Below are 15469 nucleotides of genomic sequence, written 5' to 3'. Positions count from 1 at the left end.
GGATGCCAGGAAAATGGCTTCTTGACGGCGTTCTACCCGATATATCGGCTCAAGCGGAAAACGGGGCGTCATAACGGCCGAGCGTGCTGTCCTCTATGCCCGGACGCATCGGCATATGAATGGCCGAGTTCCCAGTCGGCGGTTCCGTCGTGTGATGTAGGGGATCGCGACAATCGCCGGAACGGCTTTGAGATAGGCGTAACATCTGTTTGCCGGTATCCGATAAGTGGCTCGCTGCCCGCGTTTCTCCGGACGGGTATCTTCGAGGTCGCATCGCACGAAAAACGCGGTGACCCGGAAAGACCAATTCTCACCATGGGGGGAAATCAAATTGATTTCTCGTAAGAGCAGCTCTGCCTCTGGTTCGCGTGGCGCCGGTCGCCTGCTGACCTGGTCCGCCGCGGTGGCGGTGACCTGCGCGACCGTGGGGCTGTCGGGCTCGATCGCGGCGAGCGCCACCTCGACCAAGACCACCCCGGTCACGCAAGAGGCGACGAGTCCGCAGGGCGGGGAGAAGAGCTTCATTCCCCTTCCGCGCCTCGACTCGACCAACATCATCACAACCTTCAGCGTGCTGCCGGCGGTGGGCGCCACCACGAGCGTGGAGCCGCTCACCTCGCAGACCTTCACCGGGTCGGCGCGCAGGGGCCACGTGTTCGTCAACGACGGCACGGCCTGGGCGGACCTCACCTCGGTGTTCTCCCCGGGCTTCCTGTACGACGTGACCCTGTCGCCGTCGCCGAGCACCGCTCTGGCGGGCACCGGCGGCGTTCTGACCAGCCTCACCACCAGCGGCATTCCCGTGGGGCGGCTCAGGGTCACCGTGCGCAAGGCCGACGGCAGCATCTTCGCCTCCGACTGCAGCGTCGCGACCACGAGCGGCGCCTCGACGCTGCCGCTGACGGCCGCGGACTGCACCACGCCGACGCGTCTGTGACGACGGGCGAAGCCGGCTAGACGACAGGGCGGGTGGCCCGCGGACGCGTGGAAGCTCCGCGGGCCACCCGCCCTTCGCGTCTCCGCCATACCGGCCGGGGCCGCGATCCGTACCGGCGAGCGGCGCCGGCCGGTACGGATCGGGCCACGTCCGGCGGCGTCCCGATCGGTGGCTGTGGCGATTCCCACACCATGCGATTTCGGACCACCATGCGTGTGGTCGGCGCGTTCTGTCGGTGTGGCGGGCTACTCTGATGGCACTGTGAGGGAGCGAACCGATAGAGACACCAGTGTTCCGATGAGTTCGGGGAGGCGTCGTTGAGCGTTTCGGCCGCGTCCCACCTCTCCCCGTCCTACCCCGACAGAGCCGCCTGGGGCACCGCCCCCAAGCTGCGTGCCTGGCAGCAGGAGGCCTTCGACCTCTACTTCCGGCACGAGCCGAGAGACTTCCTGACGGTCGCCACCCCCGGCGCCGGCAAGACGACGTACGCGCTGCGGATCGCCAGCGAACTGCTCAGCCGCGGCGTCGTGCGCGCACTGACGATCGTCACGCCGACCGAGCACCTCAAGCGGCAGTGGGCCGACGCGGCGGCGCGGGTCGGGATCGGCATCGACCCCGAGTTCAAGAACAGCCAGGGCGCCACCTCCCGCGACTACACCGGCGTCGCGGTCACCTACGCGCAGATCGCGATGCACCCGGCGCTGCACCGCGCCCGCACCGAGGCGCGCAAAACCCTGGTGATCTTCGATGAGATCCACCACGCCGGCGACGCCAAGTCGTGGGGCGACGGTGTCCGTGAGGCGTTCGAGCCGGCGACCCGGCGGCTGGCGCTGACCGGCACGCCGTTCCGGTCCGACGAGAGCCCGATCCCGTTCGTCACCTATGTCGAGGACGGCGAGGGTGCCCTGCGCAGCGTCGCCGACTACTCCTACGGGTACGGCCCGGCCCTGGGCGACGGCGTCGTCCGGCCGGTCATCTTCCTCGCCTACTCGGGGGAGATGAAGTGGCGCACGCGGGCCGGGGACGAGATCGCCGCCACGCTCGGCACGCCGCTGACCAAGGACCAGCTCTCCCAGGCGTGGCGCGCCGCGCTCGACCCGAAGGGCGACTGGATCCGCCAGGTCATCCACGCCGCCGACCGCCGGCTCACCGAGGTCCGGCGCGGCGTCCCCGACGCCGGCGGCCTGGTCATCGCCTCCGACCACGAGTCCGCCCGCGCGTACGCCCGGCACATCCGCGCCGTGGCCGGCGAGGGCGCGGAGATCGTCCTGTCCGACGACCCCGGCGCGTCCAAGAAGATCAAGGACTTCGCCACCTCCGAGCGGCGCTGGCTGGTCGCGGTCCGGATGGTCTCCGAAGGCGTCGACATCCCCCGGCTCTGCGTCGGCGTGTACGCCACGAGCACCTCCACCCCGCTGTTCTTCGCCCAGGCCGTCGGGCGTTTCGTCCGCGCCCGCAAGCGCGGCGAGACGGCCTCGGTGTTCCTGCCGTCGGTGCCCGTCCTGATGGGCCTGGCGGGGGAGATGGAGACCGAGCGAGACCACGTGCTGGGCCGCCGCGACGAGGACGGCCTCGACGACATGCTGCTGGAGCAGGCGCAGCAGGAGAAGAAGCAGCCCGACGCGCTCGGCGACGAGCTGCCCTTCCAGACGCTGGAGGCGTCCGCGACCTTCGACCGGGTGCTGTTCGACGGCGGCGAGTTCGGCACCGCCGCCGCCCCCGGCTCACCCGAGGAGGAGGACTTCATCGGCCTTCCCGGCCTGCTGGAGCCCGACCAGGTGGCGTCCCTGCTGCGTAAGCGTCAGGCCGACCAGCAGGCGGCGATGCGCAAGACCCGCAAGAGCGAGGAGCAGGCGCCGGCCCTCGCGCCGCACGAGCAGCTCGCGGAGCTCCGCAAGGAGCTCAACGGCCTCGTCGGGGCGTGGAACCACCGCACCGGCCAGCCGCACGGCGTCATCCACGCGGAGCTGCGCCGAGCCTGCGGCGGCCCCGCGATCGCCCAGGCCACCGCCGAGCAGGTGCGTGAGCGGATCGCGATGATCCGCAAATGGGCCACCCAGCGCAGGTGACCCGACCTCGGCCCTCGGTCCGCCGCCCCTGACAGGGCGGCGAACCGAGGGACGCCGTCACTCTCCGCCGCGCGGAGCCCCACTTCGCGAGGCGTGCTGGTTCATGCGGACCTGGGCGGACAGGTCGTCCAGCCGTTGGAGAACGGCCTCGAACATCGTCGCGTTGGACTCCGCCATCTTGTCCATCCGGTCGTGGAGGGTGTCGACGCGCTCGGTGAGGTGGTCGACGCGGTCGTGGAGGCTGTCGACGCGGTCGGTGAGGTGGTCGACCCGGTCGTGGAGGCTGTCGACGCGCTTGGTGAGGGCGTCAACGCGTTCGGTCAGTCCGTCGACGCGGTCGTGGAGGGTGTCGACGCGCTTGCTGAGGTGGTCGACCCGGCCGTGGAGGCTGTCGACGCGGTCGGTGAGGTGGTCGACCCGGACGTTGAGAGCCTCGACGTTGCCGTCCAGGCGGCTGATCTCGCCGTCGATGCGGTCGAGCCGGATGGTGACGACGCCCATCTGCCGCTTGAGGATGCCGACGTCCGCTCTCGTCTCCGTGGCGACCTGCTCCACCCGGAGCAGGCGGTCGCTCATCTCATCGATTTTGTCCCAAGCCATCTGCGTCGCGTCGTACGCGTGCTCTGCCGCCTGCTTACGGCAATAAACGCTGAGTTCCATGAAGTCGTTCTCCAAGCGCTTGACGCGTTGTCTGAGGGTGGGCATGGCCATAGGGCGTCCTCCAACTGTAGGGCAGCGCAGCGGGGGCGCGCTGCGAGAGCGGGATGCGCGGAGGACATTGCTATCAGCTTCGAACCGTCATGGGAGGGCGAGGATTCGGGAAAGTCGCGGGACGTCCCGCACGGGATAAGGGTTGTCCTTACCGGTGTATGAATGGCCACCGGAAGCGGGAGCGGCACCTGTGTTTTTTCCACCGGCACCGGAAAGCCGAGAAACGCGAATCGCCATTCACTATGACATGGGCGACCGAAGGGGAATTCGGTCGCCGGTGTGGCCGTCGATGGCGACGTAGCGGCGATGGTGCCGGGTGACAGTCCGGGTGACAGGGCTCAGCCGGAGGCTGAGGGAGGCGACGCCGCCCTCCACGCGGATCGGGACGTGGTGTGTCCCCTCCTGGCTCTCACCCTCCGCGCCCTCCTGCACCCAGATGCGCAAACGGTGACCGGCCTGGTGCACCGCCACGGTCGCGGTGTCGCACTGTCCCGTGGTGGCGGGCCAGTAGAGGGTGAGACCGTGGAGGGCCCGGCCGCGGAACGACAGCCGTACGGCGTCGGGGGTGGCGACGCGCTGGTCGCAGGCGGGCCCGCCGCTCAACGCGGGCGGGGGTGACGCCGGCGAGGGGGTGGGGCCCGCAGGGCCGCCCGGTGTCTCCTGGCCGCTCTGCTCGCCCGGTTCGTCCTGCCCGGGCGCGGCCGGCGCGCGTCCCCCGGGTGTGGCGGCGCCGGGGTCCCGTACGGCGACCGTCTGTGCGGGCACGGCGCCGGGCCTCTGGGCGAACCCCAGGGCGATCGTGGCCGTCTGCAGCGCCGCCAGGGTCAGCGCGCCCGCGGCGCGAAGCGCACTCCGGTGACCCCGGCCGAAGATCAGCCAGACGGAGACCGGAGTGAGGACGAGCCAGCACAGGCCGAGCGAGAACGCGATCATCGGGCCGCCAATCCACGAAGGGTCGTCACTCCAGGTAATACACCCATGACACTTCGTGGTGCGGGCATTGACGTCCGGCGCGGCGTGGATCGGGACCGGCGGATCAGGCCGGCGGATCAGGACCGGCGGATCACGACTGGAGGACGGGCTCCCCGGTGAGTTCCACGCCGGCCTCGGCCAGGCGGGCGAGCGCCGACTCGGTCGTCTCCCTGGCGACCCCGGCGGTCAGGTCCAGCAGGACCCGTACGGCGAAGCCGCCGGCCGCGGCGTCGAGGGCGGTGGCCCGGACGCAGTGGTCGGTGGCGATGCCGACCACGTCGACGGCCTCCACCCCCCGCTCGCGCAACCATGCGGCCAGCCCGACGCCGTCGGCGGTGGCGCCCTCGAACCCGCTGTAGGCCGCCTGCCGCGCGCCCTTGCTGAAGATTTCCTCGACCTTCGCCGTGTCGAAGGCCGGATGGAAGGCCGCCCCCGAAGTCCCGGCCACGCAGTGCGGCGGCCAGGTGTCGACGTAGTCGGGCTCGGCGGCGAAGTGCGGCCCGGGGTCGATGTGATAGTCGCGGGTGGCCACCACGTGGTCGTACCCGTGGTCGTCGACGTGGCGGCTGATCGCGGCGGCCACCCCGGCGCCGCCGCCGACCGGCAGGCTGCCGCCCTCGCAGAAGTCGTTCTGCACGTCCACCACGATGAGCGCGGTCTTCATCCGATCACCCTCCGGCGCGATCACGGAGGACCGGCGTCGTCCTCATGCGCCGGTCCTCCGCGATCACTTGAAGATAGTAGGGACTGCGGGGTCTCCAGGGGAGAGGCTGCGGGCTTCGAGTGGCAACTCCGCCAAAGTCGCCCGGTGGCGCTCGCGGGCGGTCAGGAGGCTCTCGCGGCCCACGACCTTGCCGTCCCGGACGAGTTCGGCCAGCAGTGGGCGGTCGCCGGACTCCACCGGCTCGCGGGTGAGAACCTCGGCGGTGGCGGCGCCGCCGCCGGTCCTGCGGTAGGCCCACTTGCGCCCGCCGATGCTCGGCTTGCCCACCGACGCCTTGGCGACCGCCTGGAGGCCTCCCGAGCCGTCCTCGCGGGCGACCAGCTTGTAGACGAGGCTGGCCGTCGGATGGCCCGAGCCCGTGGACAGGGCGGTGCCGACGCCGTACGCGTCGACGGGCGCGGCCGCCAGCGCGGCGATCGCGAACTCGTCCAGGTCGCTGGTGACGACGATCCGGGTCCGGTCCGCGCCCAGGTCGTCGAGCAGGCGGCGCACCTCGACGGCCACCACGGCGAGGTCGCCGGAGTCGATGCGGACCGCGCCGAGGTCCGGCCCGGCCAGCTCCACCGCCGTCCGTACGGCCCTCTCCACGTCGTAGGTGTCCACGAGCAGGGTGGTGCCGAGCCCGAGCGACTCGAGCTGGATCCGGAAGGCCTCCGCCTCCGAGTCGTGCAGCAGGGTGAACGCGTGGGCGGCGGTGCCCGCGGTCGGCACGCCGTACAGGTGACCGGCCATGAGGTTGGAGGTGGAGGCGAAGCCGCACAGGTAGGCGGCCCTGGCGGCGGCGACCGCGGCGTACTCGTGGGTGCGGCGCGAGCCCATCTCGATCAGCGGCCGGTCGCCGGCCGCCTGCGCCATGCGGGACGCCGCGGCGGCGATCGCGCAGTCGTGGTTGAGGATCGACAGGATCAGCGTCTCCAGCAGCACGGCCTCGGCGAAGGTCCCCTCCACCACCATGATCGGGGAGCCGGGGAAGAACGCCTCGCCCTCGCGGTAGCCGTACACGTTGCCGGAGAAGCGGTAGCCCGCGAGGAAGTCGCCCGTCGGCCCGTCCACGATCCCGGCGGAGCACAGGAACTCGATGTCCTGCTCGTCGAAGCGGAAGTCCTCCAGCGCGTCGAGGAACCGCCCGGTGCCGGCCACCACGCCGTAGCGCCGTCCTCCGGGCAGCCGCCGCGCGAACACCTCGAAGACCGCCCGCCGGTGCGCCGCGCCGCCCGCCAGCGCGGCCTGGAGCATCGTCAGTTCGTACTGGTCGGTCAGCAGGGCCGTGCCCGTGGTCATGCGCACGTGTCGAAGACTACGACGGTCGTGGTGCAGGATGGTTACGTGGGTAGCACAGCTCCAGCCGAGGTCGAGCGTCCGTCGTCGGACGTGCGTCCCGATCTGCCGTGGCTCACGATCGTGTGGAACGACCCGGTCAACCTCATGTCGTACGTCACGTACGTCTTCCAGACCGTGTTCGGCTATCCCCGGCAGAAGGCCGAGAAACTGATGATGGACGTCCATCACAAGGGCAGGGCCGTCGTTTCCAACGGCACCCGGGAGGAGATGGAGCGGGACGTGCAGATACTCCACTCCTACGGCCTGTGGGCGACCGTCCAGCAGGACAAGTGATGAGCGCGGGATTCAGGGCGGCGCGCGACGGCGTCTCGGTCCACCTCGACGCGGGCGAGGTGTCGATCCTGCGCTCGCTGGTGTCGCAGGTGCTGGGCCTGGTGGAGCCGGGCGCCACGGGGGACGACCCGCTGGAGCGCGCGCTCGGCATCGGCTCGGCCACCCCGCCGGACGACCCCGTGCTCGCACGGCTGTTCCCCTCCGCGTACGCCGAGGACGACGAGGCGGCGGGGGAGTTCCGGCGGTACACGGAGGCGACGCTGCGCGACGGCAAGCGGGCCGACGCGACCACCCTGCTGGAGACGGCGGCGCCGGGGCGGCTGACGCTGACCTCGGAGCAGGGGCAGGCGTGGCTGCGGGCGCTCAACGACGTCCGCCTCGCGCTGGGCGTGCGCCTGGAGGTGACCGAGGAGGTCCACGAGGAGATCGCCTCGATGTCCGAGGACGACCCGCGCTATCCCGCGTTCGTGACCTACGACTGGCTGACCTACCTGCAGGACACCCTCGTCAGGGCGCTTTGGTAGGTTTTCCGGCATGCTGACGATCTCACGCGAGCTGGTCGACAAGATCGTGGCCCATGCGCGGGCCGATCACCCGGACGAGGCGTGCGGCATCGTGGCCGGGCCGGCCGGGTCGGACCGTCCCGAGCGCTTCGTCCCCATGGAGAACGCGGAGCGGTCCCCGACGTTCTACCGCTTCGACTCCATGGAGCAGTTCCGCGTGTGGCGGGAGATGGACGACAGGGACGAGGTGCCCGTCGTGATCTACCATTCCCACACCGCCACCGAGGCGTACCCCTCCCGCACGGACATCGGGTACGCCTCCGAGCCCGACGCCCACTACGTGCTGGTCTCGACCGCCTCCGAGGAGGAGACGCCGTTCCGGTCGTTCCGGATCAATGACGGCGTCGTTACGGAGGAGGACGTAAAGATCGTCGAGGCGTACGGTTAAACTTGAGCCATGCCCTACGATGACGCCCGTCCTGTGTCGTCACCGGCTGTCCTGATGCGCCGGGTACGCCCGGAATCTCCTGTTCAGGCGTTCCTCTTCGCGCACACGCCGTCCGTCGTCGTCTACGACTGTCGCTGAGTCCCGGCCGCCTGCCGCCGCCCGGCCGACCCCGGCCGGATCCCGGCTGGAATCGGCGCCCGCCCGGCCATGTTCCATCCAGATGAACGGACGCGCGCTCCGCACGGACGCGCGCGGGCGGACGTGAGTGAACGGACGCCCACCCCAATGACGACCACAGATCAAGGAGATTGAGCCGAGATGGCCATCGAGGTCCGCATTCCTACCATCCTCCGCAGCTACACCGATGGCGCCAAGGCGGTCAACGCCAAGGGATCGACCCTCGAAGAGCTGTTCGGCGACCTGGAGTCGCGTCACCCCGGCCTGAAGGACCGGCTGGTGGACGACTCGGGGCTGCGCCGCTTCGTCAACGTCTACCTCAACGACGAGGACGTGCGCTTCCTCGGCGGGCTCGGCACCCCGGTCGCCGACGGCGACACCGTGACCGTGCTCCCGGCCGTCGCGGGCGGAGCGCGCTAGATGCGCTTCGACTCGCTGATCGACTCGGTCGGGCACACCCCGCTGGTGGGGCTGCCCCGGCTCTCGCCGTCCGCCGACGTGCGGATCTGGGCGAAGCTGGAGGACCGCAACCCGACCGGGTCGGTCAAGGACAGGCCCGCGCTGTGGATGATCGAGCAGGCCGAGAAGGATGGCCTGCTCACGCCGGGCTGCACGATCCTGGAGCCGACCTCCGGCAACACCGGCATCTCGCTGGCCATGTCGGCGAGGCTCAAGGGCTACCGGCTGATCTGCGTCATGCCCGAGAACACCTCCGAGGAGCGCCGCCAGCTGCTGCGCATGTGGGGCGCGGAGATCATCTCCTCGCCGGCCGCGGGCGGCTCCAACGAGGCCGTACGGGTGGCCAAGGGCCTCGCGGCCGAGCACCCCGACTGGGTGATGCTCTACCAGTACGGCAATCCGGCGAACTGGCGCTCCCACTACGAGTCCACCGGGCCGGAGATCCTCGCGGACCTGCCCGGCGTGACCCACTTCGTCGCCGGGCTCGGCACGACCGGCACGCTCATGGGTGTCGGGCGCTACCTGCGCGAGCACGTGCCGGACGTGCGGATCGTGGCCGCCGAGCCGCGGTACGGCGAGCTGGTCTACGGCCTGCGCAACGTGGACGAGGGGTTCGTCCCCGAGCTGTACGACGCGTCCGTGCTGACCACCCGCTACTCGGTGACCTCGGCCGACGCGTTGCGGCGCACCCGTGAGCTGCTGGCGTCGGAGGGCATCTTCGCCGGCATCTCGACCGGCTGCGCCCTGCACGCCGCCCTCGGCATGGCCCGCAAGGCCGTGGAGGCGGGGGAGCGGGCCGACATCGTGTTCATCGTGGCCGACGGCGGGTGGAAGTACCTGTCCACCGGCGCCTACGAGGGCACCCTCGACGAGGCCGAAGACCGCCTGGAAGGCCAGCTCTGGGCCTGACTCCCGCCCGCCCGCCGCGCCACCCTTCCGCGGCGCGGCCGTGCGGGCCGGGAGCTCAGGGCGGGCAGCTCAGCCGAAGACGACTCTGAGGGTGAAGCTCGATCCGGCCTCGCCGGAGGTGCCGCTCAGCCCGACCGCCCGCAGCTTCTCCAGGTCCCGCCGCTCGGCGTCCCCGGCGCCGCTCAGGTACAGCTTCTCCAGCCGGTCGAGGTCGGCGTACACCGCGTAGGTGGCGTTCCCGGCGTCCGGGACGGCCAGGCGGAACGTCTCCGACTCGGCGAGCGCGCCGCCGCCGTTGAGAGCGCCGGCGTACTCCGGCGTCGTCGCGATCACGAACCGGCCGTCGCCGCTCGCGGTGCCGAAGTCCGCCGGCCGCTCGATGCCGTCGAGATAGATCTTCACCCTGTCCACCACGTCCCGCGCCCTGTCGGCGTCGGTCGTGAGCACCGCGCCGAAGTCGGGCTGGGAGCCGTCCAGGCCGTGCTCGTCCAGGGCGAGCGTGAGGTTCCTGCCCAGCAGCGTCACGAGGTCGTCCGGCAGGGACAGGCCGTACTGCCGCGCCGCGTCGAGCGTCTCCGCGTACGGCCCGCCGTCCGCGCCGTCCGCCGCCCGCTCGATCGAGGGCCACTGCTCGCGCAGCAGGTCGCCGAGACCGGAGAACGACGCCGCGGCGACCGTGGTCGCGGGCAGGTCGCCGATCCGCGCCGGCTCGGGACGGCCCGGCGCCGTCTTCCCACCGCGGGCGAGCCCGGCCAGTTCCGCGTAGTCGCCGGAGAACCGCAGGGCGCCGGCGACGCGCATGCCCTTCACGCGGTCGAACAGCGGCTCCGCGCCGTCCCGCCTGGGGTACGCGGCCTCGACGGCCTTCTCCACGTCGGCCCAGAACGACAGCACGCCCGGCTCGCCCAGCGCCTGCAGATCGCCGGCGAAGCGGGGCTCGCCGGACAGCGGCGCCGCCGTGACGTACTGGTCGGCCAGCTTCTGGCTCGGAGCGATGACGGCGTATCCGTCGCGGAACGCGAGGCCGCCCTTCCCGTCGCGCAGGCCCAGCCGGGCGATGCCCGCTCTGGCCGCCGCCTCGTCCCTCACCTGTACGGCGATCGCCCCGACGGGGTCGCCGCCGTCCGCCGAGGGGAGCACGGCGAGGCCGGCGCGGTCGCCCAGCCACGGCTCGACGTCCCTGGCGTAGTCGACCTTCGCGAGGCCCGTGCCGTCGTTCCCCTGTGCCTTCCCCACTGCGTTGACCAGCGCCTCGCGCGGGTCGTCGCCGCCGAAGGCGTCCCGGGTCGCGGAGAACCTGCGGGCGATGCCGAACAACGCGAGCTTCTGGTCGGCGGAGGGATCGAGGTCGAGCCGGACGTAGGCGATCGCGCTCGCGGGCAGCACGTCCTGCGGCTGCGTGCCGCCGCCGCTGAGCTTCGAGGCCGCCCACACGCCACCTCCGCCGACCACCCCGACGAGCACGGCGGCGACGAGCGCGAGGATCCAGCCGCGCGCCCCCCGCCGGCCCCCCGGAGCCGGCGCCGACGCGGACGGCGGCGGTTCGGCCACGGTGGTGAAGCCGATCTCCTCCTGCTCGCCCCACGCGGGCAGGCGTACGGTGTGCGCCTCCCGGCCCGGGGGACGGGGGAACCGGTAGGAGATGGTGCGGTCGAGTTCGCTCTCGTCACGGGGGCCCCAGGGGCCCGGTGCCGGTTCGGGGTGTCGCGGGTGCGGAGTCCGGGAATCCGGCTGCCGGGGGGAGCGGTCGGCGGGCATTGGCTCACTCACAAGCGTCGTCGGGGTCGTACGCCCGGAGGCGTCGTAGCCCGGAGGTTAGAAGCGGCCGCTAGAAGGGCGCTTGCAGCCCGCTTGACCGTGATGCCCATGTCGGGGGGTCTCGGGTGATCCCCGCCCGCGACGGCGAAGAGCGCCACGCTACAGTAACGAGCAGAACATCATTCGGTAGAGCGGCGAGGGGCGCATGACCAAGTTCGACGAGGCCACGCGGGCGATCCGGGTCGACGACACCACCTACGACGTGTGTCTCGACGACGGATACTCCATGGGCGGGCCGCTGAACGGCGGTTATCTCATGGCCACCGTGCTGCGCGCGGTGACGGACGCCTCACCGCACCCGCATCCGGTTTCCACCAGCGCCCAGTTCCTGCGGGTGGCCCGGCCGGGCCCGGCCCAGGTCGTGCTCGACCGGCTCAAGTCGGGCCGTACCGCCGCGATGACCCGGGCGCGGCTCGTGCGGGACGGCGAGACGTCCGTCGAGATGCTCGTCACGACCGCCACGCTGGACGGATCGGCGGCCCCGGACTGGTCGGACGGCCCGTCGGCGGACATGCCCGGCCTGGACGGCTGCGTGCGCCTGCCCGATCCCAAGGCCGCGTCGGCCATGAACTTCAGCGCGCGGATGGAGATGCTGTTCGACCCGCCCACGATCGGGTGGCTGACCGGGGAGCCCACCGGACGACCCGAGTCGCGGGCCTACTTCCGGCTGGCCGAGCCGCAGGACCCCGACCCGTTCGTGCTCGCGATGGCGGTGGACGCCCTGCCGCCGGTCGTGTTCTCGGCGGGGGCGCGGGGCTGGGCTCCCACGGTCGAGCTGACCTGGCACCTGCGCGCCCTGCCCGCGCCCGGGTGGCTCACCCTCATCGGCGGCGGGCGGCTGATCAGCGACGGCTGGTTCGACGAGGAGGTCGAGGTGTGGGACTCGGCGGGCCGGCTGGTCGCCCAGTCGCGCCAGCTCGCCCGGCTCGGCCGCGGCTGAGCCGTGTCCGACTGCCGTGCCTTCGGCAAGGCGGCTCGGGGCGCTCCAGGCCGTGGGTCGTGCCGGAGGCGCGCGATGGGCAGGGCTCTCGTCGCGTCCTCGCTCGTGCCTCGCTCCGGGCGCTCCTCAGTCCAGAGCACGGCCGCGCCCCTCGCGGCCCGCGCGTTGTGAGGTTTCTTACCGTCGGCGGCGGGGACGGGTCCCCTAACCTTGGGAAGCGTGCCGGAGGACAACAGCAGGGCGATCGGGATCTTTGACAGCGGGGTGGGCGGCCTGACCGTCGCCCGGGCGATCATCGACCAGCTGCCCCACGAATCGATCTTCTACGTGGCCGACACGGCCAACCAGCCGTACGGGCCCAAGCGCATCGCCGAGCTCCGCGCCTACGCGCTGGAGGTGATGGACCACCTGGTCGAGCACGGGGTGAAGATGCTGGTGATCGCGTGCAACAGCGCCAGCTCCGCCGTGCTCAGGGACGCCAGGGAGCGCTACGACGTCCCCGTCGTCGAGGTGATCCAGCCCGCCGCGCGGCGGGCCGTGCGGGCCACCAGGAACGGCAGGGTCGGCGTGATCGCCACGCGGGCGACCATCGAGTCGATGGCCTACCACGACGCCTTCGCCGCCGCCCCCGACGTCGAACTGGTCGCGGTGGCCGCCCCCCTGCTGGTCGAGTTCGTCGAGCGCGGCGAGACCATGAGCGACGACCTCATCGAGGTGGTCCGGGGCTACCTCAAGCCGATCCAGGACGCCGGCTGCGACACGCTGATCCTCGGCTGCACCCACTATCCGCTGCTCACCGGCGCGCTGTCGTACGTCGCCGGGGACGGGGTCACGCTCGTGTCGAGCGCCGAGGAGACCGCCAAGGACGTCTACCGGATCCTGCACGACCGGGGGCTGTCCAACGGCGCGGGCGTGCCGGGGCACCGCTTCCGGGCGACCGGCGACACGGAGCTGTTCGAACGGCTCGGGCAGCGGTTCCTCGGCCCGGAGCTTCAGTCGGTGGAGCGGACCGCCCCCGGGCTCGGCGAGGCGACCGGCGTGGGGAGCCCGCGATGAAGCTGACCGTCGTCGGGTGCTCGGGCAGCTTCCCCGGCCCCGACAGCCCGTCCTCCTGCTATCTCCTCGAAGCCGAGGGCTTCCGGATGCTCGTCGACTTCGGCAGCGGGTCGCTGGGCGCCCTCCAGCGGCATGCCGGGCTCTACGACGTCGACGCCGTCCTGCTGTCCCACCTGCACGCCGACCACTGCCTCGACCTGTGCGCCTACCACGTCGTCCGCACCTACACCCCGGACGGCCCCCTGCCGAAGATCCCGGTGCACGCCCCCGCCGGAGCCTCCAAGCGGCTCAACGCGGCGTACGCGATGCCGGACGAGCCGGTGCTGGAGAACTCCTTCGACTTCCTGCGGCTGTCGCCCGGCACGCGGCACGTCGGCCCGTTCGAGGTGACGGCCGCTCCCATGAACCACCCGGTGGAGACGTACGGCTTCCGCGTTTCCCACAGGGGCCGTTCGGTGGCGTACTCGGCGGACACCGGGGAGTCGGCCGAACTGGTCAAGCTCGCCCACGACGCCGACGTGCTGCTGTGCGAGGCCTCCTTCCTCGACGAGCCGGGCCTCGTGCCCGGCCTGCACCTCAGCGGCAGGCAGGCGGCCGAGCACGCCGCGCGGGCCGGGGCGGGCACGCTCGTCCTCACCCACCTCGTGCCGTGGTACGACAAGGCCCGCGTCCTGGAGGACGCCTCACGCGGCGGTTTCGACGGGCCGATGGAGTTGGCGCGGAGCGGCGCCGTGTATGACCTAGGGTGACCCGTATGGCTCGTTCACACGGTCGTCGATCCGACCAGCTACGTCCCGTGACCATCACCCGGAACTGGCTCGCCCACGCGGAGGGCTCCGTACTGGTGGAGTTCGGGGGCACCAAGGTGCTGTGCGCCGCGACGGTCGAGAGCGGCGTGCCCCGCTGGCGCAAGGGCAGCGGGCTGGGCTGGGTGACGGCCGAGTACGCCATGCTGCCCCGGTCGACCAACACCCGCACCGACCGCGAGTCGGTCCGCGGCAAGATCGGCGGGCGTACCCACGAGATCTCCCGGCTGATCGGCCGCTCCCTGCGCGCCTGCGTCGACTACAAGGCCCTGGGCGAGAACTCCGTGCTGCTCGACTGCGACGTGCTGCAGGCCGACGGCGGCACCCGCACCGCCGCCATCACCGGCGCGTACGTCGCGCTGGCCGACGCGATCACCTGGATGCGGCAGCGCCGGATGTGCCCCGGCGACCCCCTGGTGAACTCGGTCGCCGCCGTCTCGGTCGGGATCGTCGGCACCGAGCCCATGCTCGACCTCGACTACAGCGAGGACGTCAAGGCCGAGACCGACATGAACGTGGTGATGACCGGCAGGGGCGACTATGTGGAGGTCCAGGGCACGGCCGAGGGCACGCCCTTCGACCGCACGACGCTGAACGGCCTGCTCGACCTCGCCGCGAGCGGCTGCGCCGAGCTCACCCGCCTGCAGACCGAGGCCCTCTCCTGACCCCTCTCCCGACGAGCACCGAGGACGAGAGCATGAACAAGGTGGTCCTGGCCACCCGGAACGCCGGGAAGATCGTCGAGCTGCGCCGGATCCTCGCCGACGCCGGGGTGCCGGTCGAACTGCTGGGCCTGGAGGCCTTCCCGCACATCGGCGACGTGGCCGAGACCGGCCTCACCTTCGCCGAGAACGCGCTGCTCAAGGCGCACGCGGTGGCCTCGCAGAGCGGCCTGCCCGCCGTCGCCGACGACTCCGGCCTCTGTGTGGAGGCTCTGAACGGCATGCCGGGCATCTTCTCCGCCCGCTGGTCGGGCCGCCACGGTGACGACGACGCCAACCTCGACCTGCTGCTGGCGCAGATCGGCGACGTGCCGGACGGCCGCCGCCAGGCCCACTTCGCCTGCTGCGCGGCGCTCGCGCTGCCGGGCGGGGAGGAACACGTGGTGGAGGGGGCCATGCACGGCTTCCTGATCCGCGAGCGGCGCGGCACGGGCGGCTTCGGCTACGACCCGATCTTCGTGCCGGACGGCGACACCCGGACGACCTCCGAGATGTCGGCCGAGGAGAAGGACGCCATCAGCCACCGGGGCCGGGCCTTCCGCGCGCTGGCTCCGGTGATCGGCCAAGTCGTCTCGTAATCGGGCCGTAAGACCGCCGGGGCGGG

General features: G+C 71.7%; 17 protein-coding genes. 12 read left to right on the top strand and 5 right to left on the bottom strand.

Features of this window, described 5'->3' with window-relative positions; translation table 11 throughout:
- Positions 1–331: 331 nt before the first annotated feature.
- Together F5972_RS32975 and F5972_RS32970 are read left to right on the top strand one after the other, a co-directional pair.
- Positions 332–937, top strand: coding sequence for a hypothetical protein (locus tag F5972_RS32975; RefSeq protein ID WP_150939395.1), 606 nt, complete (start codon positions 332–334; stop codon positions 935–937).
- 317 nt (positions 938–1254) lie between these two features.
- The gene (locus tag F5972_RS32970; protein WP_150939394.1) at positions 1255–3006 is read left to right on the top strand and encodes a DEAD/DEAH box helicase; all 1752 of its coding nucleotides are present in this window, start codon (positions 1255–1257) and stop codon (positions 3004–3006) included.
- Positions 3007–3063: 57 nt separating this feature from the next.
- On the opposite strand, the gene F5972_RS32965 is transcribed toward F5972_RS32970, so the two are convergent.
- The 4 genes from F5972_RS32965 to F5972_RS32950 form a co-directional block, all read right to left on the bottom strand.
- The gene (locus tag F5972_RS32965) at positions 3064–3717 is read right to left on the bottom strand and encodes a hypothetical protein (RefSeq protein ID WP_150939392.1); all 654 of its coding nucleotides are present in this window, start codon (positions 3715–3717) and stop codon (positions 3064–3066) included.
- A gap of 240 nt (positions 3718–3957) precedes the next feature.
- The gene (locus F5972_RS32960; RefSeq protein WP_150939390.1) at positions 3958–4650 is read right to left on the bottom strand and encodes a hypothetical protein; all 693 of its coding nucleotides are present in this window, start codon (positions 4648–4650) and stop codon (positions 3958–3960) included.
- Between the two features lie 130 nt (positions 4651–4780).
- Entirely contained in the window at positions 4781–5353 is a 573-nt protein-coding gene (locus F5972_RS32955; protein WP_150939388.1) for an isochorismatase family protein, read from the bottom strand.
- Between the two features lie 63 nt (positions 5354–5416).
- Positions 5417–6694 (bottom strand): nicotinate phosphoribosyltransferase, encoded by a 1278-nt coding sequence (locus F5972_RS32950; RefSeq protein WP_191910438.1) that lies wholly within the window; start codon positions 6692–6694, stop codon positions 5417–5419.
- A gap of 45 nt (positions 6695–6739) precedes the next feature.
- On the opposite strand from F5972_RS32950, the gene clpS reads away from it, so the two are divergent.
- From clpS to F5972_RS32925, 5 genes are all read left to right on the top strand, one after another.
- Complete coding sequence (gene clpS, locus F5972_RS32945) at positions 6740–7027, top strand: ATP-dependent Clp protease adapter ClpS (RefSeq protein WP_150939384.1); 288 nt, start codon at positions 6740–6742, stop codon at positions 7025–7027.
- Positions 7027–7551, top strand: a complete 525-nt coding sequence (locus tag F5972_RS32940; protein ID WP_150939382.1) for a DUF2017 domain-containing protein — start codon at positions 7027–7029, stop codon at positions 7549–7551. Before clpS ends, F5972_RS32940 begins: the two co-directional genes overlap by 1 nt.
- Positions 7552–7561: 10 nt before the next feature.
- A complete protein-coding gene (locus F5972_RS32935) occupies positions 7562–7978 on the top strand; it encodes a Mov34/MPN/PAD-1 family protein (protein ID WP_150939380.1) in 417 nt (138 codons plus the stop codon).
- Positions 7979–8296: 318 nt separating this feature from the next.
- The gene (locus tag F5972_RS32930; protein ID WP_150939378.1) at positions 8297–8575 is read left to right on the top strand and encodes a MoaD/ThiS family protein; all 279 of its coding nucleotides are present in this window, start codon (positions 8297–8299) and stop codon (positions 8573–8575) included.
- Positions 8576–9523 (top strand): PLP-dependent cysteine synthase family protein, encoded by a 948-nt coding sequence (locus F5972_RS32925; protein WP_150939376.1) that lies wholly within the window; start codon positions 8576–8578, stop codon positions 9521–9523.
- A 69-nt stretch (positions 9524–9592) separates the two neighbouring features.
- Here F5972_RS32925 and F5972_RS32920 read toward each other — a convergent pair whose 3' ends face one another.
- Positions 9593–11281 (bottom strand): DUF3352 domain-containing protein, encoded by a 1689-nt coding sequence (locus F5972_RS32920; protein WP_150939374.1) that lies wholly within the window; start codon positions 11279–11281, stop codon positions 9593–9595.
- A gap of 205 nt (positions 11282–11486) precedes the next feature.
- On the opposite strand from F5972_RS32920, the gene F5972_RS32915 reads away from it, so the two are divergent.
- The 5 genes from F5972_RS32915 (at position 11487) to rdgB (ending at position 15443) form a co-directional block, all read left to right on the top strand.
- Positions 11487–12281, top strand: a complete 795-nt coding sequence (locus F5972_RS32915) for a thioesterase family protein (RefSeq protein WP_150939372.1) — start codon at positions 11487–11489, stop codon at positions 12279–12281.
- Positions 12282–12500: 219 nt separating this feature from the next.
- A complete protein-coding gene (gene murI, locus F5972_RS32910; RefSeq protein WP_373868704.1) occupies positions 12501–13337 on the top strand; it encodes a glutamate racemase in 837 nt (278 codons plus the stop codon).
- The gene (locus F5972_RS32905) at positions 13334–14086 is read left to right on the top strand and encodes an MBL fold metallo-hydrolase (RefSeq protein ID WP_150939367.1); all 753 of its coding nucleotides are present in this window, start codon (positions 13334–13336) and stop codon (positions 14084–14086) included. The genes murI and F5972_RS32905 overlap by 4 nt, the downstream gene beginning before the upstream one ends.
- A gap of 5 nt (positions 14087–14091) precedes the next feature.
- Entirely contained in the window at positions 14092–14808 is a 717-nt protein-coding gene (gene rph / locus F5972_RS32900; protein ID WP_150939365.1) for a ribonuclease PH, read from the top strand.
- Between the two features lie 32 nt (positions 14809–14840).
- Positions 14841–15443, top strand: coding sequence for an RdgB/HAM1 family non-canonical purine NTP pyrophosphatase (gene rdgB, locus F5972_RS32895; protein ID WP_150939363.1), 603 nt, complete (start codon positions 14841–14843; stop codon positions 15441–15443).
- Positions 15444–15469: the final 26 nt, after the last annotated feature.

Source organism: Microbispora cellulosiformans, assembly GCF_008728085.1.
Taxonomy (GTDB): Bacteria; Actinomycetota; Actinomycetes; order Streptosporangiales; family Streptosporangiaceae; genus Microbispora; species Microbispora amethystogenes.
This window is presented reverse-complemented; position numbering and strand designations above follow the sequence as displayed.

Coding starts and splice junctions, on each gene's coding strand:
- F5972_RS32965 (WP_150939392.1), bottom strand. CDS start 3,717: ATGGCCATGCCCACCCTCAGACAACGCGTCAAGCGCTTGGAGAACGAC.
- F5972_RS32960 (WP_150939390.1), bottom strand. CDS start 4,650: ATGATCGCGTTCTCGCTCGGCCTGTGCTGGCTCGTCCTCACTCCGGTC.
- F5972_RS32955 (WP_150939388.1), bottom strand. CDS start 5,353: ATGAAGACCGCGCTCATCGTGGTGGACGTGCAGAACGACTTCTGCGAG.
- F5972_RS32950 (WP_191910438.1), bottom strand. CDS start 6,694: ATGACCACGGGCACGGCCCTGCTGACCGACCAGTACGAACTGACGATG.
- F5972_RS32940 (WP_150939382.1), top strand. CDS start 7,027: ATGAGCGCGGGATTCAGGGCGGCGCGCGACGGCGTCTCGGTCCACCTC.
- F5972_RS32935 (WP_150939380.1), top strand. CDS start 7,562: ATGCTGACGATCTCACGCGAGCTGGTCGACAAGATCGTGGCCCATGCG.
- F5972_RS32930 (WP_150939378.1), top strand. CDS start 8,297: ATGGCCATCGAGGTCCGCATTCCTACCATCCTCCGCAGCTACACCGAT.
- F5972_RS32925 (WP_150939376.1), top strand. CDS start 8,576: ATGCGCTTCGACTCGCTGATCGACTCGGTCGGGCACACCCCGCTGGTG.
- F5972_RS32920 (WP_150939374.1), bottom strand. CDS start 11,281: ATGCCCGCCGACCGCTCCCCCCGGCAGCCGGATTCCCGGACTCCGCAC.
- F5972_RS32915 (WP_150939372.1), top strand. CDS start 11,487: ATGACCAAGTTCGACGAGGCCACGCGGGCGATCCGGGTCGACGACACC.
- F5972_RS32905 (WP_150939367.1), top strand. CDS start 13,334: ATGAAGCTGACCGTCGTCGGGTGCTCGGGCAGCTTCCCCGGCCCCGAC.
- rph (WP_150939365.1), top strand. CDS start 14,092: ATGGCTCGTTCACACGGTCGTCGATCCGACCAGCTACGTCCCGTGACC.
- rdgB (WP_150939363.1), top strand. CDS start 14,841: ATGAACAAGGTGGTCCTGGCCACCCGGAACGCCGGGAAGATCGTCGAG.